This is a genomic window from Thermosynechococcus sp. B3 (assembly GCF_030323045.1).
Classification (GTDB): domain Bacteria; phylum Cyanobacteriota; class Cyanobacteriia; order Thermosynechococcales; family Thermosynechococcaceae; genus Thermosynechococcus.
On record NZ_CP097584.1, the window covers coordinates 1,218,451 to 1,239,975 of the forward strand.

At 53.8% G+C, this 21,525-nt stretch carries 26 protein-coding genes; 9 read left to right on the forward strand and 17 right to left on the reverse strand.

Translation table 11 applies throughout. The features are described from left to right. Positions 1 to 47: 47 nt before the first annotated feature. Positions 48 to 1,010, reverse strand: coding sequence for an HMA2 domain-containing protein (locus M0646_RS06195; protein WP_149819126.1), 963 nt, complete (start codon positions 1,008 to 1,010; stop codon positions 48 to 50). A gap of 105 nt (positions 1,011 to 1,115) precedes the next feature. Between M0646_RS06195 and M0646_RS06200 the strand changes: the two genes are divergently transcribed. The 3 genes from M0646_RS06200 to M0646_RS06210 are packed head-to-tail and all read left to right on the forward strand — an operon-like array spanning position 1,116 to position 3,691. After that, positions 1,116 to 2,138, forward strand: a complete 1,023-nt coding sequence (locus tag M0646_RS06200; RefSeq protein WP_190278320.1) for an ABC transporter ATP-binding protein — start codon at positions 1,116 to 1,118, stop codon at positions 2,136 to 2,138. Beyond that, positions 2,138 to 2,548 carry a hypothetical protein gene (locus tag M0646_RS06205; protein ID WP_286627067.1) on the forward strand — a complete coding sequence of 137 codons (411 nt, stop codon included), beginning with the start codon at positions 2,138 to 2,140 and terminating at the stop codon, positions 2,546 to 2,548. Before M0646_RS06200 ends, M0646_RS06205 begins: the two co-directional genes overlap by 1 nt. Positions 2,549 to 2,551: 3 nt before the next feature. After that, positions 2,552 to 3,691, forward strand: coding sequence for an LptF/LptG family permease (locus tag M0646_RS06210; protein ID WP_149819130.1), 1,140 nt, complete (start codon positions 2,552 to 2,554; stop codon positions 3,689 to 3,691). Here the strand turns inward: M0646_RS06210 and M0646_RS06215 are convergent. The 5 genes from M0646_RS06215 to ndhO all read right to left on the reverse strand — a co-directional run bounded on the left by M0646_RS06215 (position 3,688) and on the right by ndhO (position 8,532). After that, positions 3,688 to 4,869, reverse strand: a complete 1,182-nt coding sequence (locus M0646_RS06215; RefSeq protein WP_286649967.1) for a M20 family metallopeptidase — start codon at positions 4,867 to 4,869, stop codon at positions 3,688 to 3,690. The genes M0646_RS06210 and M0646_RS06215 overlap by 4 nt on opposite strands. A 38-nt stretch (positions 4,870 to 4,907) precedes the next feature. Further along, the gene (locus tag M0646_RS06220) at positions 4,908 to 5,390 is read right to left on the reverse strand and encodes a CYTH domain-containing protein (RefSeq protein WP_286649968.1); all 483 of its coding nucleotides are present in this window, start codon (positions 5,388 to 5,390) and stop codon (positions 4,908 to 4,910) included. A 3-nt stretch (positions 5,391 to 5,393) separates the two neighbouring features. Continuing rightward, positions 5,394 to 6,857, reverse strand: a complete 1,464-nt coding sequence (locus tag M0646_RS06225) for a carotenoid oxygenase family protein (RefSeq protein WP_286627070.1) — start codon at positions 6,855 to 6,857, stop codon at positions 5,394 to 5,396. Further along, positions 6,854 to 8,209 (reverse strand): folate/biopterin family MFS transporter, encoded by a 1,356-nt coding sequence (locus M0646_RS06230; protein ID WP_286627071.1) that lies wholly within the window; start codon positions 8,207 to 8,209, stop codon positions 6,854 to 6,856. The genes M0646_RS06225 and M0646_RS06230 overlap by 4 nt, the downstream gene beginning before the upstream one ends. 110 nt (positions 8,210 to 8,319) lie before the next feature. Next, positions 8,320 to 8,532, reverse strand: a complete 213-nt coding sequence (gene ndhO, locus M0646_RS06235) for a photosynthetic/respiratory NAD(P)H-quinone oxidoreductase subunit O (RefSeq protein ID WP_149819138.1) — start codon at positions 8,530 to 8,532, stop codon at positions 8,320 to 8,322. Between the two features lie 257 nt (positions 8,533 to 8,789). Here ndhO and M0646_RS06240 point away from each other — a divergent pair, with 257 nt between their 5' ends. Beyond that, positions 8,790 to 10,220 carry a mannose-1-phosphate guanylyltransferase/mannose-6-phosphate isomerase gene (locus tag M0646_RS06240; RefSeq protein WP_149819140.1) on the forward strand — a complete coding sequence of 477 codons (1,431 nt, stop codon included), beginning with the start codon at positions 8,790 to 8,792 and terminating at the stop codon, positions 10,218 to 10,220. 15 nt (positions 10,221 to 10,235) lie between these two features. Here the strand turns inward: M0646_RS06240 and M0646_RS06245 are convergent, their stop codons facing one another. From M0646_RS06245 to M0646_RS06280, 8 genes are all read right to left on the reverse strand, one after another. Then, the gene (locus M0646_RS06245) at positions 10,236 to 10,685 is read right to left on the reverse strand and encodes a divergent PAP2 family protein (protein WP_149819142.1); all 450 of its coding nucleotides are present in this window, start codon (positions 10,683 to 10,685) and stop codon (positions 10,236 to 10,238) included. 51 nt (positions 10,686 to 10,736) lie between these two features. Beyond that, positions 10,737 to 11,660: a geranylgeranyl diphosphate synthase CrtE gene (crtE, locus tag M0646_RS06250; RefSeq protein WP_149819144.1), complete on the reverse strand. Its 924-nt coding sequence runs from the start codon at positions 11,658 to 11,660 to the stop codon at positions 10,737 to 10,739. Positions 11,661 to 11,670: 10 nt separating this feature from the next. Continuing rightward, positions 11,671 to 12,591: a bifunctional methylenetetrahydrofolate dehydrogenase/methenyltetrahydrofolate cyclohydrolase FolD gene (folD, locus tag M0646_RS06255; protein ID WP_149819146.1), complete on the reverse strand. Its 921-nt coding sequence runs from the start codon at positions 12,589 to 12,591 to the stop codon at positions 11,671 to 11,673. A gap of 203 nt (positions 12,592 to 12,794) precedes the next feature. Continuing rightward, positions 12,795 to 13,130 (reverse strand): hypothetical protein, encoded by a 336-nt coding sequence (locus M0646_RS06260; RefSeq protein WP_286649969.1) that lies wholly within the window; start codon positions 13,128 to 13,130, stop codon positions 12,795 to 12,797. Next, positions 13,127 to 13,324 (reverse strand): DUF454 family protein, encoded by a 198-nt coding sequence (locus M0646_RS06265; RefSeq protein WP_149819150.1) that lies wholly within the window; start codon positions 13,322 to 13,324, stop codon positions 13,127 to 13,129. The genes M0646_RS06260 and M0646_RS06265 overlap by 4 nt, the downstream gene beginning before the upstream one ends. Positions 13,325 to 13,401: 77 nt before the next feature. Then, complete coding sequence (locus M0646_RS06270) at positions 13,402 to 14,046, reverse strand: pentapeptide repeat-containing protein (RefSeq protein ID WP_149819152.1); 645 nt, start codon at positions 14,044 to 14,046, stop codon at positions 13,402 to 13,404. Between the two features lie 5 nt (positions 14,047 to 14,051). Beyond that, entirely contained in the window at positions 14,052 to 14,513 is a 462-nt protein-coding gene (locus M0646_RS06275) for a Fur family transcriptional regulator (protein ID WP_149819154.1), read from the reverse strand. A gap of 134 nt (positions 14,514 to 14,647) precedes the next feature. Then, entirely contained in the window at positions 14,648 to 14,947 is a 300-nt protein-coding gene (locus M0646_RS06280) for a TMEM165/GDT1 family protein (protein ID WP_286627074.1), read from the reverse strand. A 162-nt stretch (positions 14,948 to 15,109) separates the two neighbouring features. Here M0646_RS06280 and M0646_RS06285 point away from each other — a divergent pair, with 162 nt between their 5' ends. From M0646_RS06285 to M0646_RS06295, 3 genes are all read left to right on the forward strand, one after another. Continuing rightward, positions 15,110 to 16,090: a hypothetical protein gene (locus M0646_RS06285; RefSeq protein WP_286649970.1), complete on the forward strand. Its 981-nt coding sequence runs from the start codon at positions 15,110 to 15,112 to the stop codon at positions 16,088 to 16,090. Beyond that, positions 16,087 to 16,413: a hypothetical protein gene (locus M0646_RS06290; RefSeq protein WP_149819160.1), complete on the forward strand. Its 327-nt coding sequence runs from the start codon at positions 16,087 to 16,089 to the stop codon at positions 16,411 to 16,413. The genes M0646_RS06285 and M0646_RS06290 overlap by 4 nt, the downstream gene beginning before the upstream one ends. A gap of 114 nt (positions 16,414 to 16,527) precedes the next feature. Then, complete coding sequence (locus M0646_RS06295; protein WP_149819162.1) at positions 16,528 to 17,670, forward strand: histidine kinase; 1,143 nt, start codon at positions 16,528 to 16,530, stop codon at positions 17,668 to 17,670. Here M0646_RS06295 and M0646_RS06300 read toward each other — a convergent pair. Both M0646_RS06300 and lpxD read right to left on the reverse strand, forming a co-directional pair. Beyond that, complete coding sequence (locus tag M0646_RS06300) at positions 17,667 to 18,626, reverse strand: hypothetical protein (protein WP_149819164.1); 960 nt, start codon at positions 18,624 to 18,626, stop codon at positions 17,667 to 17,669. The two genes, M0646_RS06295 and M0646_RS06300, sit on opposite strands and share 4 nt — an antisense overlap. Positions 18,627 to 18,739: 113 nt before the next feature. Continuing rightward, positions 18,740 to 19,756 (reverse strand): UDP-3-O-(3-hydroxymyristoyl)glucosamine N-acyltransferase, encoded by a 1,017-nt coding sequence (gene lpxD, locus M0646_RS06305; RefSeq protein WP_149819166.1) that lies wholly within the window; start codon positions 19,754 to 19,756, stop codon positions 18,740 to 18,742. A 204-nt stretch (positions 19,757 to 19,960) separates the two neighbouring features. Here lpxD and M0646_RS06310 point away from each other — a divergent pair, with 204 nt between their 5' ends. Further along, on the forward strand, positions 19,961 to 20,146 hold the full coding sequence (locus tag M0646_RS06310; RefSeq protein WP_024125509.1) for an NblA/ycf18 family protein: 186 nt from the start codon (positions 19,961 to 19,963) through the stop codon (positions 20,144 to 20,146). 71 nt (positions 20,147 to 20,217) lie between these two features. On the opposite strand, the gene M0646_RS06315 is transcribed toward M0646_RS06310, so the two are convergent. Further along, positions 20,218 to 20,964 carry a hypothetical protein gene (locus M0646_RS06315; protein ID WP_286627078.1) on the reverse strand — a complete coding sequence of 249 codons (747 nt, stop codon included), beginning with the start codon at positions 20,962 to 20,964 and terminating at the stop codon, positions 20,218 to 20,220. Between the two features lie 232 nt (positions 20,965 to 21,196). On the opposite strand from M0646_RS06315, the gene M0646_RS06320 reads away from it, so the two are divergent. Beyond that, a complete protein-coding gene (locus M0646_RS06320) occupies positions 21,197 to 21,478 on the forward strand; it encodes a hypothetical protein (protein WP_286627079.1) in 282 nt (93 codons plus the stop codon). Positions 21,479 to 21,525: the final 47 nt, after the last annotated feature.

The following is a 21,525-nucleotide window of genomic DNA, read 5'->3' on the forward strand; positions in this document are numbered from 1 at the left end:
GTTCGCTCCTGTCGCGCTGGACATCTCCATAGGCCATTACTTTAGGATTATACTTTTTTCTCTTTTGCTGCGGTGTTGGGCTGTTGCATATCGAGATGACGACTAATGCGGGTACCGGCTCGGATGCCCTCAGCTTCGGCTTGAGGCCCCAGAATGGCCCGTGCCACCATGCCACCGAGGGTCGCCCATAGCGTTTCCTTAGTAAAGGCTTGACTGGTTTTCACCCACCACTCTAGGAAAAGATGCAGGGATGGGGGAGGAGGTTCCTCAGGGGATGGCGCCGCCAACTGTCGCCCGAGATCTTCCCCTAGTTGCGCACCAACCATATTGCCCACTACGCGCCCGACGGTTTCGCCCACAGGCCCCAAGACCACTTGCCCCGCCAAGCCGCCAGCAATTTCACCGGCGGTACCCCCAATTTTGTCACCCGTGCGAATCTCCAAGACTTTCGCGACCCGTTCCGGCGTTTCCTCAAGGGCAGTAAATTGCAGTTGGGTGATTTGCTCCGTGGCTTCCATCCCTAATCGCGCACCAATCACACCGCCAACAAAGGTGCCCACTTGCACCCCCATGACCGCACCCGCAGGCCCCATAAACAGGCCACCCGCTGTTCCCCCCACCATGCCACCGAGAATATCACCTACATAGCCGCCCATGAGAAATCCGCCCATGGAGGTGAGTTTGTTGCCCACCTCTTCGGGTTCGAGATCAAAGGCGCGGGTGAGGTTTTGCAAGCCCTTATTGCCTTGGCCAATGATCTGGACATCCCCCCAAAATTGAATGGCCGCCAGCAGTTGTAGGGGTGTGATTTGCTCGAGGTGATACTCAATGGTAATTGAGGCGGCAAGGGGGTTAACGTGAACAGATTTGATCCCTTGGCGGGTTTTCAGATAGGCACTCAGGGAATCGCGAAAGGCAGCATCCGTTTTCAGTTCTTGAATCCGCAATCGCAGGCGATCGCCCGTGAGGTGCATGACTTCGGCAATCGGCGCAGTTTCGGCAGTGGCCATGGGAAACCCACCCAATAGGCTCTAGTTGCCGTTGTAGCACGCGCACCAAAGCAAGGAGGAAGATCTGTCAAAATGTTAAGGGAATCACACACAGAGTGAATGACCATGACAGCCACGGTAAAGGTCGAACATCTCAAGAAGTCCTACGGTGCCATTACAGCGGTGGCCGATGTCTCCTTTAGCGCCCATCAAGGGGAAATTTTTGGGGTGCTGGGGCCAAATGGCTCAGGGAAAACGACAACACTGCGCTGTCTGTGTACCCTCTCGCGACCGGATGCTGGGGTATTGGAAGTCTGTGGTCTTTCGGTTCTCCACCAACCTCATTTAGTGCGCCAAAAATTAGGCTATGTGGCTCAGGAGGTGGCGCTTGATAAAATCCTCACGGGTCAGGAATTTCTAGAATTACAGGCGGCGCTGTACCACATTCCCCGTGCCCTGATTCCAGAGCGCATTGAAGCAGTGCTGGCACGGTTGGATTTATTGGAATGGCGCGATCGCCAGTGTGGTACCTACTCGGGTGGCATTCGCAAACGCTTTGATCTCGCGGCAGGACTACTGCATCAACCCCAAGTGCTTGTCTTAGATGAACCCACCGTAGGCCTCGACATTGAAAGTCGCCAAGTGATTTGGGATGTGCTGCGGGATCTCAAGGCTCAGGGACTGACCATTATCTTGACCAGCCACTACCTTGAGGAAGTGGATCTCCTTAGCGATCGCTTGGCGATTCTCGATCAGGGGCGGGTGATTGCCAGTGGCTCTCCCGAGGAACTCAAGGCCAATATTGGGGGCGATCGCGTCACGTTGCGGGTACGAGAATTTACACCGCGTCAAGAGGCACAAATGGCCCAGGCCCTTCTCAGTCAATTGGACTGCGTGAAATCGGCGCTGATTAATGCCAACCAAGGCAACTCCTTGAATCTGGTGGTCACAGATGCGGCTGTGGCGATCGCAGCCATTAGAAGGGCGCTAGAGGAAGCAGGACTTCCCCTCTTTAGCTTGGCGCAGTCACGACCCAGTTTAGATGATGTCTATTTGGCCGCCACGGGTCAAACCCTCTTGGATGCCGACTTGGCAGCAGCGGCGCAGCGGGACAGCAAACAGTTGAAAAAAGAGGCCATGCAACGCTAATGGGGCAGCCAATTCTTTGGGTTCATGGAGACTGCCTCGACCCCACGGCGCCCATCTTTGACCGCTATCCCAAGGCGCCGGCCATTTTTGTTTGGGATGTAGCGCTCCTCAAGGAGTGGCAAATTCGCCTGAAGCGGCTGGTCTTTCTCTATGAGTGCCTGCTGGATCTCCCCGTGGAAATGTACCGGGGTGAGGTCGCTCCCTTGGTGAATGCCTTTGTTGAGGTGCACGGCGGCGATCGCGTGGTGACAATGGCCAGTCCTAGCCCTCGCTTTCGCGCCATTTGTCAGCAATTGGCCTATCCAGTGGAGATCCTAGAGCCAGAACCCTTTGTCACGTTACCTGCCAATGCTGATTTGAAGCGATTCTTTCGTTATTGGAAGTTGGCGAAACCCCGCTTGGGACTATAAAAGATGCTGGCGATCGCCCGATCCCTTGAGAAGATGCCTTGGCAGCCGCGATTCTCCCTGTTGGATCGCTATATTCTGCGGGAGATGATTCGCCCCTTTGTCTTTGGTTTTGGCATTTTTACGGCGATCGCTGCCGTTATTGGTACGGTGTTCTACCTCATTCGCAATATGGTGGAGCACAACCTTGGCATCCTCAGTGCCCTTCAAGTCTTTTTTCTGCGTTTGCCCACCTTTGCGGTGCTGGGCATTCCCATGGCGATGCTCTTTGGTTCGCTCCTTGCCTATAGTCAACTGTCCCGCCGCAGTGAACTGATTGCTTGCAAAAGCTGTGGGGTGAGTCCGCTGCGTTTAGTGCGACCGGCGCTCCTAGCGGGGTTCTGTGCCTTGCTCTTCACCTTTGCCCTCAATGAACTGGTGGCTCCCCCCATGGCCTACCGCGCCATCAAGACCTTGGAAGTGGCGATTCAACGCCCCCAACCTACCTTTCAAACCCGCAATATCTTCTACCGTCGTTTTGCTGGGGGGCAGCTTCAGCAACTCTTTTTTGCCCATCGTTTTGATGGCGAGGTCATGGGTCAAGTGACGGTGTTGAACTTTGAGCAGGGGCAATTGCGAGAAATTATTACGGCGCAGGAAGCCCAGTGGCAGGGTTCGGCGTGGCTGTTTCGGCAGGGCACCTACCACCACCTGACCCGCGATCGCGACTATGACGTGGCCGAGACCTTCTCAGAACGAACATTTGCCTACCCCCGCACCCCCCTTGATTTAGCGATGGAAACGCGAGCACCAGAGTTTATGACCAGCCGCGAAATCTATCAGTACTTGCAAGTTTTGGCGGAAAGTGGCGATGCCAAACGTCTGCGGCAGTGGCGGGTGCAGTTGCAGGAAAAGCTCTCCCTCCCCTTTTTGTGTCTCAGTTTTGCTGTTGTCGGCGCTGTTTTGGGGATCAGTTCTCCCCGCCAAGGACAGGGGCGGGCCTTTGGGCTCAGTGTGGCAATTATTTTTGGCTATTATGTCAGTGCCTTTATCTTCACGGCCTTTGGTGAGGGGGGAGCCATTTCACCCCTTGTGGCCAGTTGGCTGCCAAAGGGGATAGTCAGCGCGATCGCCCTCGGCATGCTCTACCATGCCAATCGTCATTAGTAGGGAATCTGCCAATAGCGACAGGCCGCATGGGCAAGGGTCATCACACCCACGGGGATAGCCTGTTCATCGACATCAAACTCCGGGTGATGCAGGGGATAGTTGGGGCGATCGCGAAACCCTACCCCAAGGCGAAACATCGCACCGGGGGCATGCTCTAGGTAAAGGGCAAAATCCTCTGCCCCCAGGGACGGTTCCGGCAAAATATGCACATGGGGGGCACCCACCACATCAGTCGCCGCCTCCGCCAGCAGTTGCGATAGGTAGGGCGTATTTTCCACCCCCGGTACGCCCCGCCGATAGTGGAGTTTGTAACGGGCACCGTAGGCATGGCAGACATTGGCCACAATTTGCTCAATCCAGGTCGGGAGGGTGGCACGGGTTTCCGGATGGAGCGATCGCACCGTTCCTTGAAGGGTGACCTGATCGGCAATGACATTGGCAGCCCGTCCCCCTTGAATTTTGCCAAAGGTAACCACCACGGGTCGCAGGGGATTCTGCGTGCGGCTAATGGCCTGTTGCAAAGCACTGATCACTTGAGCGGCAATCCAAATCGCATCTACCGCTTCATGGGGGCGGGCACCGTGGCCCGATTCTCCCAAAATCGTTAACTCAATGTCATCGGCAGCCGCCGTCAACGCACCGTAGCGCACCGCCACTTCCCCCGCTGGAATGGTGGGAAACACATGGAGCGACAAAATGGCACTCACCTCTTTCATAGCGCCATCGGCAATCATCCAACTCGCCCCTTGGGCAATTTCTTCCGCAGGCTGAAAAATAAACCGCACCCGTCCGGGGAACTCCTCCTTGAGGGCTGCTAACACCATTGCCGTGCCCAGACCCACCGTGGTGTGGACATCGTGACCGCAGGCGTGCATCACCCCGCTATGTTTTGAGCTAAACTCGAGTCCAGTGCGCTCTTGAATCGGCAGGGCATCCATATCGGTGCGAATGGCCAAGAGCCGCTGTTCTGTGGGATTCCCCGCCAGTTCCGCAATCACCCCCACTTTCCCCACATCCTGCTGTACCGTTAAGCCGGCGGAGGAAAGTACCCCCGCCACATAGGCAGCGGTTTGATGTTCTTGGCCACTCAATTCGGGGTAGCGGTGCAGATGGCGACGAATTTCAATGAGACGGGGGGTGAGGGTTTGGGTAATCTGACGAATCCGAGCAAGCATAGCGCAGCCGTGGCGATATTTTTGTATCCTATCGAATCTCAGGAATTGCCGGTTGCCCACTCCTGATAGGGGTGCTCCGCTAAGTAGGCATTGGTATAGCGGGGGTCGTCGGTCACCTCAAGGCCAATCCACGGGGGTAGAGTCAGGGGATAGTCAGGCTGGGGCAATTCAATTTCTGCCAAAATCAGGCCAGTACAGGCGCCAGTAAATTCATCCACTTCCCAACACAGATCACCCGCTGGAATACGATAGCGGTTTTTCTGGATGATGGGTTGTAGGCACAATTCCGCAAGGAGTTCCCTGGCATCAGCAACGGGGATAGCATACTCATACTCACGGCGTTGGCCACCGCTGGCTTTGCCCTTGATTGTGATCCATGCTTGGTCACCCGCAAGACGCACCCGCACCGTGCGCTCAGGAACCGTGGACAGGTAGCCTTGGGCAAATTGGGACACACTTGTGACCAGCGATCGCCATTCTTCGCCTGTGATAAGGAACTTGCGCTCAATTTCGATGCCCATTGCCTAGACCGCTGTGGTAAATGAACCGTGGAGACCATAGGGAATGTGGTGTTTCAAGCGCAATCGTGCCACTGGCCCGGCGCTAATGGCTGCCGCATCAAAGATGAGTAACTGCGATTTGTGGCAACTGGCATCATACACCACCTGCAAGAGCCAGCCATCCTCTTCCCCTTGGGCACCCTGCCAGAGAAAGTCACCCTTTTGCAGACCCCGCGGGACAAAAATGGGTTCACTGGCAAAGCCACGCGGTGCCGCCGACCAAAATTGTTCCTCCCCCGTCTGGCGATCGCACCGCCACAGTGCCTGGAGAGGCGCATTGGTTTTCGGATCATGCCCTGCCGCCAAATACGTGTAGCGATAGGGTTGCCCCACCTTGGCCGGATGCACTACGGGAAATTCACAGGGGCGATCGCTCACCACTTGCCAATCCACAGCCTTGGTTTTGGGGTTCAATTGAATCCGCCACAGCAGGCTTGAGGGCAGCGCTGCAAAATTCACCTCCCGAAAATCCATGCCCGGTTCGAGATTGGGAAAGTGGCTGTAGGCAATGGACTCCACATGAATTTCATCCCCAGCTTCGTAGGCATTGGCATGGTGAAAGACAAAACAGGCGGGCATCGTCAACATCTGGGGAGTCCCACCCCGACGAGGCAGCAGCCAAACCCGTGTCGGTTCCTGCGCATTGAATTGAATGCACTGGGCAGCGCCCCGCAGTCCCAGCAGATAGGGCAGTGGATTTAACTGCACTGGATTTTGAAAGACAATGGCGTAGTTGGGGGTCAGGGCAAAGTCATGGATAAAGGCAAAGCCCGGAATTTCAAAGACAGGTTGGGAGACACATTGACCACTGGCATCAAACTCATAGAGGGTAATACGAGTCCGCAGGCCGGGCTTGACACCAAAATTCACGAGCCGCTGCGTCTGAGGATCAAAGCGGGGATGCGCTGCAAAGGCATCCCTCTCCTTGAGGAGACCCCCTAGGTTGTCGAGGCCAATGGTTTCTAGGGTCACAGGGTCAAGGCAGTAGGGCAGACCGGCTTCCCAGAGCGCCAGTAATTTGCCCCCCCAATAGATCACATGGGTATTGGCAATGTTTTTGACCCGAATATCGAGGAAATTGGCCAGCCAGCCCCCCGGTTTTTGGGTGCCAAAGACACCGCGATAGAGAAGGCGATTGGCCTTTTCCTCCTCTAAGAACCCAGCGGTACGCACGTAGCGATTGCGAAAATGCACCCGTCCCTTCTCAAAGCGAAAAGCACAGATCATGCCGTCGCCATCAAAGGGATGGGCTAAGGGCACTCCCCCGCGCTCCAACCGTCCAGGGCCATTGCGGTAGAGCGTTCCCACCAAATCCGTGGGCACCGTACCTTCGACATCCTCAATCCAATAGTCATATTCTTGGGTGAGAGATTCGGTCCCCCCCCGCCAATCCGCCATCGTGTAGGGGCGATCTAAAACTCCAGTCATGAGACACTTGGCTCCAACTCAACAGTGACAGAGGATTGAGAGGCGGGCGCCGGCACCTGCTGCGGCAACCAGTTCAACAGGGGTAGGGGCAATAGCGTACTCAGGTTGGTAATGAGCACCAGCAACCAGAGGCGATCGAAGTTATGCTCGGTAATCCCCAGCCAGTGGGTCAGCAGTGCCCCCAACTCATGGGAGACCAGATTGGCAAGGTTGCTAATGGACATCAGCAGCGCAAAGAGGGTGGCCTCAATCCCCGGCGGACACAGCCGTGCCGCCAACACGAGTACCGGCATAAAGGCAATCTGCCCCATAACTGCCAAAATGAGGCTATCCCCCAAGCTAAACCACTGGTCACTAATGCCCCATTGGCGATTGAGGTGGGTGACCAAAATCAAGCTAGAGAGTCCCAAAAGGGCTGAGAGAATCGTGCTCCAGAAAAAAATGGTACGAATGGGCAGCGTTTTCAAGTAGCGCTGGAAAATCCACACCCCCAAGAGGGAGGCGATGCTAGTGACAAGGCGCACCCGTCCCAAAAACTCCGCCTCAAAGCCCAATTCATTCGTTGTGAAGAAAAAGAAGGCTGATTCCGAGCCGGGGGTGGCTTGCCAGAGGAAGAGAAACGCCACCGGCAACCAAATCCGTTTTTGCATCATGGCTTGGCGCACACGGTTGATGTGCTCCCAAGTCTGACGCAGTTGAGGCCGAGCCGTAACCCGTGCTTCGGCGATCGCCCACGCAACCCCCGACATCAAGAGCGGAAACGCCGCTGTAATTTGAAACACTGTACGCGGACTAAACCACTGCAACAGTTGGCCACTAAAGTAAGCGGTGAGGATGCCCCCCACGGCAGTCGCTGCCCAGCTTAGGGATTGCAGCGTTCCCATTTCAGTCGCCGATTCTTGGCGTGCCCGTTCAACCACCAGTGAATCGACAATCACATCACTGAGGGCGATGGCGATCGAGGCTGCGAGAATCGCTGCCGTTGCCTGCCAAGGGGTAGCCACCCACGTCCCCAAGCTCAACCACGCCCCACAGCCCAGCAAGCCCGACAGGACAAGATAGGAACGGCGACGAAATCCCAAAAGCGGCACACTATCAGAAATGAGGCCAAATACCGGCTTAATGACCCAAGGCAGCGCAGCCACACCCATCAATGCCGCCACTTCCGCCGGCGACAGACCCAACTCATCCTTAAAGAAAAAGCTAATGGCCAGCCGTGCTAAGCCCAACACCCCTTGGACAAAATACACCAGCAAAATGGCTAAGAGTTCGCCACTGGGTTCTTGCCCAAAAAGGAGCGTCTCCTTGAGCCACTGAAACCAGCGTTGAGGTTGCGAAGGTTGAACTAACATTACTAAATGTTAAGCAATAGCATTGCCTCCATCATATCCAGACACGCTGAAAATTGCTAACACGGGTACTCTTCACTGGCTCCTAGGCTAGCAGGAGACCCTAATTGGGGTTATTTGGCGATCTCCAGTTGATCGAGGCGCAGCCAAACTGTAGGGGTGGGCACTGGAAATTTAATCTGCGCATAGTCACCGCGAATCTCCACCACCTCGCCTCGTCCCTCAAAGAGATAGGGGGGATAGCGATGATCACTGGCCAAGGCCTCAACACTGTTGGCCAATTTTTCAGCAACGACCTTTACCAAATCTCCCTTTTTAATCGCCATAGGAAACCCTAACGCTGATCAGCCCACATTCTATCCCAAGGAGAATCGCCAAGGGCTTTAAGTCTGTTGATGAATCCAATTGCCAAACCTTAACCAAGGGGAAACGCCACCTCAGTCCTTCACTGCCATTCATCGGGCACTGCCAAAACAGTAGCCCCTAGAAAATGAGCAACAAAAAGAACAGGGGTCTGAACCAAGACGAAGTTCTTTGGCGATAGACTACGCTTAAGCGTCGCATTACGTGAGGGGAACCTTGCATGGACTGTATTCCAGTGATTCTATCGGGGGGAGCCGGAAGTCGCCTTTGGCCATTATCGCGCCAAGCCCATCCCAAGCAGTTTATGCGCTTAACTGCCGAAGGGCAGAGTCTGCTACAACAAACGTGGCAACGCTTGCAGGGTTTACCCCAAGTGCAACCGCCAGTGGTGGTGGCCAATGACGCCCATCGCTTCCTTGTAGCGGAACAATTTCAAGAGCTAGGGGTGACACCAACGCGGATTTTGCTCGAACCCTTGGGGCGCAATACGGCTCCTGCGATTACCCTTGCTGCGCTCTACGTCACAGAAGTCCTCGCCACCGATGCCATTCTTTTGGTGCTACCAGCGGATCATTTAATTCAGGATGTTGCCGCCTTTCAGCAGGGGCTACAACGGGCACTTGCACCCGCCACCAAGGACTGGTTGGTAACGTTTGGCATTACGCCCACCTCTCCCCATACAGGCTACGGCTACATTCGGCGGGGGGAAGCCCTCAGTGAGGCCCACACCTATCGGGTGGCAGAGTTTGTCGAAAAACCCGATTTGGCAACGGCAGAGGCTTATCTAGCGGATGGCCATTACCTTTGGAATAGCGGTATGTTTCTCTTCCGCGCCCAGAGCTTCTTAGCAGAATTGGCACAGCAGCAGCCAGACATTTTGCACCATTGTCGTTTGGCACTGCGGGAGGGACAGGAGGATTTGGACTTTATCCGCTTGGCCACAGCACCCTTGAGTCAGTGTCCCAGTTTATCGGTGGACTATGGGGTGATGGAAAAGACGCAAAAAGCAGCGGTAGTGCCCCTAGAGTGTGGCTGGAGTGATGTGGGATCTTGGTCAAGTCTCTGGGAGGTGACACCCAAGGATGAATTTGGCAACAGTTGCCGTGGCGATGTTCTCACCTATGGCAGCAAAGATTGCTTTGTCCATAGTCAAAACCGCTTGGTTGCTCTACTGGGGGTGGAAAACCTCATTGTTGTAGAAACCGCTGATGCTGTTCTCATTGCCCATCAGGAGGCGGCACAGCAGGTGAAACAAGTGGTGGAGCAACTGCAAGCCCAAAAGCGCAGTGAGGCTTACAATCATCGCGTAGTCTATCGCCCTTGGGGACATTACGATTCCATTGACACGGGTCATCGCTTTCAAGTGAAGCGGATTACGGTCAAGCCGGGGGCGAGTCTTTCGCTGCAACAGCACCATCACCGCGCAGAACATTGGATTGTTGTCAGTGGTACAGCGGAAGTTACCTGCAATGGCAAAACGTTTCTGCTGACGGAGAATGAGTCCACCTATATCCCTGTGGGCGCTGTGCACCGCTTGGCCAATCCGGGGAAAATTCCCCTTGAAATGATCGAGGTGCAGTCGGGAGCCTACCTTGGCGAAGATGATATTGTTCGCTTTGAGGATCGCTATGGTCGCGAGACAGGGCAATAACCGCTGGGCAAACCCTTAGACCGCCAGCCAAGCGATCGCCACCCCAAGGGCGGAACCAACGATGACTTGAATGGGGGTGTGCCCCAATAACTCCTTGAGGCGGGCTTCTGCCAATTCGTGCCCATCTTGGAAAAATTCATCGACAATTTGATTGAGAATGCGGGCTTGTTTACCGGCTGCTTGGCGCACCCCGGCCGCATCGTACATGACAATGCAGGCAAAGACAACGGCGATCGCAAACTCAATGCTATCCCAGCCCCGCTGCAGCCCTACCCCAGTCGCCAGAGCAGTAACTAGGGCGGAATGGGAACTGGGCATGCCCCCCGTTTCCACTAGAACGCGGAAATTGAGCTTGCGGTGTTTGGCAATGTCAATCAGTAACTTGAGCATTTGGGCGATCGCGCTGGCGGCGAAAGCGACCCAGAGGACATGGTTAGCCAGTAGCTCACGAAGACCGTCCATCATGGTTACGGACAAGGACAAACTCTGCGCCCATCCTAACCCACTTCGGGATCGTTAATGACTGCGGCTGGTAATGTAGTCGGCGATCGCCTGCAAAGGAACGGCGGCTGCCCCATACACAGCCAACTCTGCCTTCGCCTCTGCCACCAAGCGTTCAGCCTCTTGGCGAGATTTTTCCAGACCCCACAGGCGCGGGTACGTCATTTTTTGGGCGGCCACATCTTTACCAACGGTTTTACCGAGGACATCGCGGGTCGAAGTAATATCCAAAATGTCATCCACAATCTGGAACGCCAAGCCAATATTTGCCGCATAGCGCGACAGGCGAGCCACATCAGATTCATTCGCCCCCGTCAGTAATGCCCCAGAAACCACAGAGGCCTCCAGTAATGCCCCCGTTTTGTGGGAGTGGATAAAGTGCAGCGTTTCTAGACCAATGTTCGGCTGCCCTTCACACTCCAAGTCCACCACTTGACCGCCCACCAATCCCGTTGCTGCCACCGCATGCCCCAACCGCGCCACAATTTTCAGCAGATACTCTGCGGGCACGTTTTTCGTTTGTTCCACCACATATTCAAAGGCATAGGCCAGTAAGCCATCCCCCGCCAGAATGGCAATATCTTCGCCATAGACTTTGTGATTTGTGGGCTTGCCGCGACGGTAGTCATCATTGTCCATAGCCGGCAGATCATCGTGGATCAGCGACATCGTGTGGATCATCTCTAGGGCACAGGCGGTGGGCATGGCCATTTCCACGGTGCCCCCCATCAGTTCACAGGTGGCCAAGCAAAGAATCGGGCGCAGCCGTTTGCCCCCTGCCATCAGTGAATAGCGCATCGCATCGTAAATTTTCTCTGGGTAGGCAACGGGGATCGATGCTTCGAGGGCTGCTTCCACAAGGGCTTGGCGTTCTTTGAGGTAGGCCTTGAGATCAAATGTGCCGGCGGGATGGACTTGGGGGGGATCAGCGGAAATCATGAACAACTCCTCAGCGTGCGGGCGGCATAGAGGTCAACGAGAGCAGGGGCTTGTGCCAGTTGTGACGGCGACAATAGCTCCATACAGTATTGTGCAACAACATGGCAACGGTCATCGGACCGACGCCCCCCGGAACAGGGGTAATATAACTGGCCACAGCACAGGCAGCCTCATAGTCCACATCGCCCCAGAGACTCGATTTACCGTCGGGGCGTTGAATGCGATTAATCCCGACATCAATGACCACTGCCCCCGGCCGAATCATGTCGGCAGTAATCCGCCGCGGCTGTCCCATTGCTGTGACTAAAATCTCAGCACTACGGGTGACACTGGCAAGATCACGGGTGCGCGAGTGGGCGATCGTCACCGTTGCATTGGCAGTGAGTAACATCAAGGCCAAGGGCTTGCCGACCAAAATACTGCGACCCACGACCACTGCCGAGCGACCTGCAACATCAATGCCATAGGCGGCCAAAAGCTGCATCACTCCAGCAGGCGTACAACTGCGCAGTCCCGGTTCATCGCGCACGAGCCGACCGAGATTTTCGGGATGCAGGCCATCCACATCTTTATCCGGATGAATCGCGTATAGCAGGGGACGGGGATCAAGGTGGGGCGGTAGGGGCAATTGCAGCAGAATGCCATCCACCCATTCGTCCTGATTTAGCTCAGTAATTCTGGCCAATAAATCCGCTTCTGTAATGGTGGCCGGTAAATGGGCACCAAAGGATTGAATCCCGACGCGGCCACAGGCTTGTTCTTTGGCACGGACATACACGGCACTGGCGGGATCATCGCCAACCCGCAACACCGCCAAGCCGGGCGATCGCCCCCACTGGGCTTGAAACGTCCGCACATGATCAGCCAACTGGCGTTCAATGGACTGGGCTAAGGATTTGCCATCAAGGCAGGCAGCGGAGTTTGCAACCAAAGGACACCTTAAAATTGATCAATCACAAAAGTCTAGGGTTGAGTTGCCGAATGCGTTTCCATCGGTTGGCAACAACATCGAACTAGTTTACCTCAAACAGGGAGCACCAAGGCTAGCATTGATCAAGTTCTCTCTGCTAGGCCACCGCAGATAGGGAATTACGCCAGAAGAGTTAACAAATTGTGCCAAAGGCTTAAGAATCGCTAGGGGCGATCGCCCGAAGGGGAGGTTCGCTCCACTTGAATTTTGGCAATGGCAGGGGTGGTACACAGGTAGGTCAGCACATCCTCCGCACTCATCAGGCGCTTAAGCACCACTTGGCCAATGGTTGAGGCAGGGTCAGGATGGCTGGGCTTCACTTCTACCATGAGAACCATCTCCTCCACTTGGTGCAGCCAAAGCTTTTCCTCCCCCTCTAGGATGTAGAGGCAGGTACGGGTGATCACGGGCGATCGCCGCCACGCTTGCTCATTCCAGAGGCCTTGGGGTTCCCACACGCGGCCAATCTGCCACCCCTCAGTGAGGAAAAAGTATTTCATGCCACGGGTGGCGATTCATTCCCTTGGGCACTGGCGGTCTCCTCAGGTTCCATAGAATTAAAACAAGCTGCCGCTATCAGCAAAAAAGGCGTTCCTGGCACTAGGGGTAAAATGAAGCCGACAACCCCAATAATTCCAAAAATCACACCAAGAACCATACGTGCTGTATTACGGATGCTTTTAGTCACAGGCATTCCTTTCGAGTTGCAATAGGCGAGGATGATTCACCTCTAACGTAGCCTGAACCTTGCCTTTTCACAAGTTGCTGGTGCTAAGCTTTATCGAGAATCGCATCCCGCAGATCCATGCCGTCCATTTCTGCTTTGTAGAGGTTTGCCCCCTTAAAGTTAGCACGGCGGGCATTGGCCTTCGACATCTTGGCCGCAATGAGAACCGCATATTCAAAGTTGGCCTCAATGAGACTGGCACTTTCGAGAATCGCTTCTTGCAAAATTGCGCTCTTGAGATCGGCCAAGTGCAGGTTGGCTTGAAAGAGATTGGCACGGGTGAGGTTGGCATAGGCAAGGGTCGCTTCCACTAGGCTCACTCGCCGCAGTAGCGTGCCCACCAAGTTGGCTTGGCGCAGATCGGCCATGGCAATATTTGACTTGTAGAGATCAGCACCCGCTAAGGTAGCCCGCTGTAAACAGGCCCCCTGCAAATCCGCCTCAATCAGGTCACTCATGTAGAGGTTTGCTCCAGCCATGTAGGCATCCTTGAGCAAAGCGTTGCGCAGATCAGCCCCCGCTAAATTTGCCTGATCGAGATTGGCATTGGTGAGGTTGTACAGCTCCAAATTGGCGCCAGTGAGATCGGCTTGTCCCAGATCAGGGCGAATATCACTGTTTTGCTCCCGCCATTGATTCCAAGCGGTAACCCCCTGCTTGAGAAGCTGAAGATGTTGGGGATTGGCCACGATAGTTATCCTTGGGTGCTCGCCTCAGCGTTTTGATAACCATAAAAGTCAATGCGATAGTCAACGATTTTCACGCCAGTTTTTGCTTCAATCTCAGCAATGAGAGAGGGGGGTAGCTCAACGTGAACGTCAATAATTTTCTGGCTATCGAGACAATTGACATGGCTGTGGCTATCACTGATATTGCCGTAAAGGCGCCCATCGGCACGCTCAACGCACTCAATAATGCCATGCTCGGAAAGGGCTTCGAGATTCTGATATACAGAGGTATGGCCGATGTCTTTGCCGGCTTGATTCAGGCGATCGTAGATCTGCCGCGCTGAGAGGTGATCCTTGGCATCCCAGAGCAGTTCAAGAATGGCACGCCGCTGCCGACTCAGCCGCAATCCAAGCCGCTGACAGCGATCGATCGCATCCTCAAGGGAACGAATGGGGGGTAGGGGACTGGGAGCAGGAGACGTGAACACGGCGCTATCCTAAAAAATAAAATTCAAACAGCAGATTTTGCTTAGCTAAGTAGCCTATCGCAGTTAAATCGCAGTTTTAGGGTTATCCATTTGCTAACCTGTAGTCACTATGATAATCAATCCTTTGGTTATAATCAAATTCGCTCCTTGTCAAGGCTGTCAGCCGCTGTTTGAGACAGCAAATAAAACCCCAGAAAGGCAAACATCATGGCAGCGATCGCCTTGACCACCTTCACGGGGATCAATGTGGCAATCCCACTGCCCAAAAGCACACCGAAAAACGTTGTACACACTAAGCCAGAGGCCACGCCTAGAAAGACAGCGGTAGCGGAGCGGGCATTACTCCCTAAAGTAATTGCCACCAGTTGACTCTTGTCCCCCAGTTCTGACAAGAAAACAATCGCAAAACTCACGGCAAAGGATTGCCAGTCCATCCAATTTCTCCAAAGATGTTGCTGCTATAGGGCAGATTAACGGTATGAGCAGTTGCGGTCAACGATCGCTAGTGGCGCAGGGTGGCAGGATCAGCTTAAAACAAGTTACAATTCTTAACATCAATTCTGCTTATAGCCCTGTTCTAAATGGCGGAGGTGCTCATGTTGAATACCACTACTGACGGATCGAGCGCGATCGCACCGGACACCACCTCCTTGAGCAGTCTGGCACAGGCTTGGGCAAAGCGCTATATTACCAACCTCAACACCACCGCCCTTGCGGAGGATGATCCAGCGGTGGTTGCCCCTCGGCTCTTGGCCGAATTGCGGAATGCCAGTGTCAAGGCTTGGCAGCGTACCGAAGGCTTCTTGGCCGCAGAGATGATTCGCCATGGCATCCCAGCGGAACTGGTGGATCCTTGGAGCATCTCCAAAGACATCCATGACATTTATCAGCGCACCCTCAAACTCTACGAAGCCGGCAAGGGCACCCAGCAAATGACCGCCAAGCTGGCTAGTGCCATCAGTGAGATTCGCCGCCGCTATACTGCCGTCGATCCGCGGGTGATTGGCTTTGTCAGTATGCAGTTTCACCACACGGGGGTATTACTGCTAGAAGTGGCACCAACGAGCCAACGTCCGATCCTCAGTAGCTTCTTCAAAGTCATTGATGATCACCTCTACATGCCCTTGCACCGTGCCTATAACGCAGCAGCCAACTACGACTACACTGATCCGGCCTTGGCTTTAGTGCGCCATCTGTTGCCTCAGAGCACGGCGATCGCCACCGCTATTTGTGATCGTGTTGCCGAACTCAACCCCCAGCACCGCTGTTTTAGTGGCCCTTTGACCCAAGCCAGTGTGCGTGTTTCCAGTATTCGCGATGTCGAGATGTTCCAAATCTACCTCTGGGTATGTCTTTTGGAGCAAAGCCTTGGGGCGCTGCAACGGGAACTCTTTCCCCTGTGTTTGATGCTTTATCCTTCGCTGAATGTGACATGGGAGCTAGTGTTTCAAATGGTGCACCTTTTGGGTAAGGAAATACAAACCCGTGCCGCTGGCTATGATACAAGTGTTTTTACCCCCTACTATCTATCTCTCCGAGAAATGTTTGATCCCAAGATTTTTCAAGGACTCCTATGATTCCCAATTTGCAGCAGGTTTCTCTCTCCCCCATTGCCATTGCGGGGTCTGGTCTGTGGGCGATCGCCCTGTACTGGGGCTTTTATCCCACGGGGCAAGCCTTAATACAGCGTTTAGTGACGTGGCTAGGGGGTGAAGCAAACCAAAGTGCCGAATTCTGGGCAGGGATGGTGGGGCTAGTTCCCTTTATTTTGGTGGGGACGGGTTGCTTTATCCTCTGTAGTTTGGGCTTGGGGCAAAGTTGGGCCTTGAGTTTAGGCCTGATGGCAACCATCGGTGGGGCAATCTACGAACTTGGCCGGCGGGATGGCCAGCAATCTTAAGTTGGGTTGCGAGGGAGAATCCGCTAACATTTAGTTAATCTTTTGATTGCTCTCTAGTGTTTCCTGTCCAGGAAGCGCCATTCATTGCCCTTGAGAATACTCACCGGTGATTCAATGAAAGCGTCTGCGGATGCCAGTTCTACCCAAGAAACGACACCGCCGCTCAGTTTGCTCCTGTTTGTTGCCAATCGTCCGGGCGATGAAGAGGAAACCGCTGCTATTCAAGCCCACATTCAGCAACTGCCCTCGAACTTTGGCTTTGAGTTAAAAGTGGTGCCCATAGGTGAGCAGCCCTATCTCCTAGAGGAGTACAAGCTGGTTGCCACGCCTGCCTTGATTAAAGTCCGCCCTGAACCGCGTCAAACCCTTGCTGGTCGCAAGCTACTGCAAAAGGTGGACTATTGGTGGCCGCGCTGGCAGCGGGAAGTGGCTCTTGGCCTACAGGCAGATATGCAAAAGTCGGCAGCGGAGCAGTCCGATTGCTCCATGGAACTCAGCCGCCTCAAGGATGAGCTGTTTCAACTGCGTCAAGAGCGCGATCGCCTTGCCGAACAACTGCAATTCAAAGATCGGATTATTGGCTTGCTGGCCCATGAGTTGCGTAACCCCCTCACTGCTGTTGGCATTGCCCTTGAAACCCTCGAGGCCAACCTTCAGGAAGAGAGCACTCAGCAACTCCATATTGAGGACATCCAACGCCTGTTTCACCATGCCCGCAGTCAAACCCAGATGATGGGACAACTGATTACGGATTTACTCTTAGCGGCGCGCGGGCCCCAAGACAAACTGCAAATTATGGCACGGCAACTGGATCTGCGACAACTGTGCCAAGAAACGGTTGAGGATGTGCGCCTCAATTTTGAACGTAAAAAGCAGCACTTTACCACCGACATTCCCTTGGATTTACCCTTGGTTTATGGCGATGGCGATCGCATTCGTCAGGTCCTTGTCAACCTGCTGGACAATGCCTGTAAATACACTCCTGCAGGGGGCAAAATTCACCTCAGTGCCTTTCACCGCATGACTCAAAAAGTACAAGTTACCGTCTGTGACACTGGCCCCGGTATTCCCATTGAGCAGCAGGAAAAAATTTTTGGCGAGACGGTTCGCCTCGATCGCGATCGCACCATTGAAGGCTATGGCATTGGCCTTGCCCTTTGCCGCCAAATTATTCGTATGCACTACGGCCAGATTTGGGTGGACTCCCAACCGGGAAAAGGCAGTTGCTTTCACTTCACACTGCCCGTTTATAGCTAGCGCTGCCCTTCCTTGACCATGCGGGCGATCGTTTCAGCACGCAGATAGGGATCAGGCCCGAAGGGCAAAATTTCGTAGAACTCGTTATCTGGCAAGCGCATCAGTTGTAGGGATTCCTGCTCGCGATAGATCACATAGACTCCCGGTGGCCATGTTTTGGCACTGCGCACTGGCACAGGAATGTCACGGCGCTCTTCGCCAACGCAGGCAAGGCGTACCACCTGTGTATTGGGACGATAGACCACCTTATCTTCACGGGTGCGCCGAAATAAAAAGCGATCCAAAACCTTGGGTAGAATCTCTGTTTCTGTGCCCCCCAATTGCAAATTCAAATCCAGTAATTTGTCTTCAAGGGTGAGTTCAATGATGTGGGGTTCAGGGACGAGGGGTTGGGAGTGAATCTCAGTGGTCTCTTGGGGTGGTTCGGCGGTAGGTTTCACCTTCTGGACAATTTGGCTGATGTATTCCAGATCCACTGTCGTGATTTTCTTAAAGGTGACAAACCAAGAGAGCAAACTAATGGCTATCCCCGGTTCCAATGTCGTAATCAAGGTTGCTAGATCCAAGTCATCAAGGCGAATGGCCTTAAGAGCAGCATCGGTTTGACCCAAGACAATGGCTTGATCCCCTGCACTTAAGTGCTTGAGACTGCCGTAGAGCAATCCCAAATCAATGGTTTCTTGACAGCCCTGGGTGGAAATGCGATAGGTGATGTCGTAGAGCCAATCCAGTGTCACCAAGTCATGGTTGAGCATCCAGAGGGCAAAGTTAAAGGCCGTTTGGGGAAAGGCAGCTTGGGCAATGCTTTTGACAATGACTTGGGCGCGATCGCGCTGGAGCAAGGTAAGTAAGGCTGCTTGCTTGTCTGCCTTGATTGTCAGTTCATGGTAGCCAAGGAGCGCTTGGAACAATTCCTGATCACTGGGCAGTAATCGAATGGCTGCTGGAGGAGTCATAAGCTTTAGTGTCGCAGATTCGTGTGACCCATTGCCCCTCACCCCATGATGAACGATCCAAAAGGCAACCCTAGCCCTTAATTCCACTATAGAGGGTGGTTAGAATATCTATGCTATCCCCTTACCTTTGCTTCCAATTGGCGCACTCGCTTGAGGAGATCCGGCAGTTGCTTCACTGCGGCTGAAACCTTGAGGTAGAGGGTTTGATCCATGGCTGGAATCCCCCCCATGCGGCTATCTGGGGGAACAGAGCTACTGATGCCGGATTTGGCGGAGACAATGGTGCGATCGCCAATGGTCAAATGACCCGCTGCCCCCACCTGCCCAGCAAGGACGACGTGATTACCAATGTGGGTCGACCCGGCCAAGCCCACTTGGGCACAGAGAATCGAATTTTCACCAATGGTGCAGTTGTGAGCCACCATCGTCAGGTTGTCAATTTTCGTGCCATCCGCCACGCTGGTTTCCCCTAAGGTGGCGCGATCAATCGTTGTGCCGGCACCGATTTCCACATCATTGCCAATGACCACGGTGCCCACTTGCGGAATTTTATAGTGGCGACCATCGGGCAGAGGCACATAGCCAAAACCATCACTACCCAGAACGACACTGTTTTGCAGAATGACGCGATCGCCCAATTGCACCCGCTCCCGCAAGGCACAGTGGCTATAGATACGGCAATCGGCGCCAACCACCACATCATCGTAGAGCGTGCAATGACTATCAATTATTGTGCGATCGCCAATGCGCACGCGATCGCCAATCACGGTATAGGCACCAATGGTCACCTCAGCTCCCAAGACGACATTGGCTCCCAGAATTGCCGTCGGGTGAATTTTGGCGGAGGGTTTGGGTTGCGGATAAAACCATTCAATACATTTGGCAAAGGCAAGGTAGGGATGGGGCACCCGCAGCAGGGGACAGGCTGCTTCCCCTTGAAAATCGGGACGGACAAACACAGCAGCCGCTGCCGTAGTCTGCAATAGAGCGGTGTACTTCGGATTGGCTAGAAAGGAGATGTCTGTTGCTGTTGCTGTTTCGAGGGGGGCTACCCCCAAAACGGGGCGATCGCCCTGCTCTGGACAGTCGAGGGTTGCCCCAAACCGTTCAGCCACCTCTGCCAACCGCATCTTGCCGTCCTCATCATCGAACTTAAGTTTTAGCTCAGTCTATCAGGTCTCGTTTGTGAAACCAATCAAGAATTTAGTGAAATCGTTCATGCTGAACATTTTATCCTTTGCACGGGTGATATTCATTGAGTGGCAACTTTGTCAATGTGTTTGTTATATTTTTTAACACGTATGCCCGATAACATGGAGTAAGGAGTACGTTCTATGGAGCAACGCTTCCCCGAACTGAATGTTGACCTCAGCTTTGAACAGGAGTTTCAAATGCGGGTGATGGAGGAGCAAGTGAGTGCCATGAGCCTTCAGGAAGCTCGTGAGCTACTGTTGCAAGCCTCTCGCCTATTGATGATGAAAGACAACGTCATTCGCTCCTTGGTCAAACGCGCTGCCTAGGTCACACATGTGTGGGACGGACCTCTTTCTCCACCTTGCTTCCTCCGTCGAATCAAGTAGGGGATAGTGGCCTACCACGCACGGGGCTGAAACTGCGGGTCGTTGAGAATCGTCACCCCATCCCCCGACTGCGCCAACACAAACAAACCTTGCCGATAAGCGTAGCGAGCCACCTCGGGCGGCACAATCATCCCTGCCACGGCACCCAAGAGTTTCGTGCCACGATACTGGTGAGCTAGACGGCGAAATTTCGCAATCCGCTCTAAATGCTCATCAACATCCCCTTGGCTAAGTTTTGTTTTCACTTCGACGAGAACGGCTTCATCGGTGTTAACGACCAACAGATCAATTTCTAAACTCTCGTTGCCGTCTTGAAGAATCACATCACTGTAGAGTTGAGAAACAGCAATTCCCCGACTCTGAAATAAGCGCAACACGGCTGGGCGGACTTGCCACTCCACAAACTCCCCAAGGCGATTGCCCAGTTTGCCAATTTGTTGGTTGAGCTGCCGTGCTTCTTCTCGGAGCAACCGTTCCGTTTCTTGAAAACGCCGGTCAGTCTCTTGGAACCGCCGATCTGTTTCTTGAAATTGCCGTTCAGTCTGCTGAAAAAGCCGATCTGTTTCTTGAAAACGTTGAGCCGTTTCCTGAAATCGCTGTTCAAGATCCTGAAAACGCCGGTCAGTCTCTTGAAATCGCCGATCTGTTTCTTGAAATTGTCGCTCGGTTTCCTGAAATCGGCGTTCTGTTTCCTTTTGAGCCTCCAGTAGCTCTGCCAATAATCGCCAAACATCTTCAGGGGTGTATGCCTGTGTCATTCTGGATTGATAATTGCCAACAAACTGGTGCGTACGTCTTACCATCATAACTTAGGAAACAATACAGAAGCTTGGTAGCCTCAACGCTTCAGTACGAGGGAAAAAACCCAAAAAGGACTTTAGTTCCAGAGGATATAATAAGAATGAGGGCTGACCTTGGTGAAAAAAATAAGCGGTTAGAAGAAGCCTACTGTAAAAATTATTTGCGATCGCTCCCAAGAGGTATTGACTTATGACTCGTCCACTGCTGCTGAGCGTGGTGTTGCTGGGGATATGTTATCCCTTGGCCACGTTGGCGACTCCCCTGCCCCCGATCTTTAATCCCATTTCCCCGACCACTGGCTTTGAATCCTCGGAAATGAACCGCCTTTGGCAAAATCAGTGGCGTTCTAAAGACCGCCGTGAGGCCAGTACGACGCTGCAACCATCCGCTGACAAGGTGCTGCAAATTGAAGTGGATGGCCAACTCCTGACACCCAGCCAAGCTCAACAACTCCTACTGCGCCAAGAATAATCCTGCGGAACTTAAAGACTTAAACTATTAGCGGGAACATTTCACGT

Coding starts and splice junctions, on each gene's coding strand:
- M0646_RS06280 (WP_286627074.1), bottom strand. CDS start 14,947: ATGGACTGGCAATCCTTTGCCGTGAGTTTTGCGATTGTTTTCTTGTCA.
- M0646_RS06220 (WP_286649968.1), bottom strand. CDS start 5,390: ATGGGCATCGAAATTGAGCGCAAGTTCCTTATCACAGGCGAAGAATGG.
- M0646_RS06200 (WP_190278320.1), top strand. CDS start 1,116: ATGACAGCCACGGTAAAGGTCGAACATCTCAAGAAGTCCTACGGTGCC.
- M0646_RS06285 (WP_286649970.1), top strand. CDS start 15,110: ATGTTGAATACCACTACTGACGGATCGAGCGCGATCGCACCGGACACC.
- M0646_RS06290 (WP_149819160.1), top strand. CDS start 16,087: ATGATTCCCAATTTGCAGCAGGTTTCTCTCTCCCCCATTGCCATTGCG.
- M0646_RS06210 (WP_149819130.1), top strand. CDS start 2,552: ATGCTGGCGATCGCCCGATCCCTTGAGAAGATGCCTTGGCAGCCGCGA.
- M0646_RS06260 (WP_286649969.1), bottom strand. CDS start 13,130: ATGAAATACTTTTTCCTCACTGAGGGGTGGCAGATTGGCCGCGTGTGG.
- M0646_RS06295 (WP_149819162.1), top strand. CDS start 16,528: ATGAAAGCGTCTGCGGATGCCAGTTCTACCCAAGAAACGACACCGCCG.
- ndhO (WP_149819138.1), bottom strand. CDS start 8,532: ATGGCGATTAAAAAGGGAGATTTGGTAAAGGTCGTTGCTGAAAAATTG.
- M0646_RS06205 (WP_286627067.1), top strand. CDS start 2,138: ATGGGGCAGCCAATTCTTTGGGTTCATGGAGACTGCCTCGACCCCACG.
- M0646_RS06315 (WP_286627078.1), bottom strand. CDS start 20,964: ATGACACAGGCATACACCCCTGAAGATGTTTGGCGATTATTGGCAGAG.
- crtE (WP_149819144.1), bottom strand. CDS start 11,660: ATGATTTCCGCTGATCCCCCCCAAGTCCATCCCGCCGGCACATTTGAT.
- lpxD (WP_149819166.1), bottom strand. CDS start 19,756: ATGCGGTTGGCAGAGGTGGCTGAACGGTTTGGGGCAACCCTCGACTGT.
- M0646_RS06310 (WP_024125509.1), top strand. CDS start 19,961: ATGGAGCAACGCTTCCCCGAACTGAATGTTGACCTCAGCTTTGAACAG.
- M0646_RS06195 (WP_149819126.1), bottom strand. CDS start 1,010: ATGGCCACTGCCGAAACTGCGCCGATTGCCGAAGTCATGCACCTCACG.
- M0646_RS06225 (WP_286627070.1), bottom strand. CDS start 6,857: ATGACTGGAGTTTTAGATCGCCCCTACACGATGGCGGATTGGCGGGGG.
- M0646_RS06320 (WP_286627079.1), top strand. CDS start 21,197: ATGACTCGTCCACTGCTGCTGAGCGTGGTGTTGCTGGGGATATGTTAT.
- M0646_RS06265 (WP_149819150.1), bottom strand. CDS start 13,324: ATGCCTGTGACTAAAAGCATCCGTAATACAGCACGTATGGTTCTTGGT.
- M0646_RS06240 (WP_149819140.1), top strand. CDS start 8,790: ATGGACTGTATTCCAGTGATTCTATCGGGGGGAGCCGGAAGTCGCCTT.
- M0646_RS06215 (WP_286649967.1), bottom strand. CDS start 4,869: ATGCTTGCTCGGATTCGTCAGATTACCCAAACCCTCACCCCCCGTCTC.
- M0646_RS06245 (WP_149819142.1), bottom strand. CDS start 10,685: ATGATGGACGGTCTTCGTGAGCTACTGGCTAACCATGTCCTCTGGGTC.
- M0646_RS06300 (WP_149819164.1), bottom strand. CDS start 18,626: ATGACTCCTCCAGCAGCCATTCGATTACTGCCCAGTGATCAGGAATTG.
- M0646_RS06230 (WP_286627071.1), bottom strand. CDS start 8,209: ATGTTAGTTCAACCTTCGCAACCTCAACGCTGGTTTCAGTGGCTCAAG.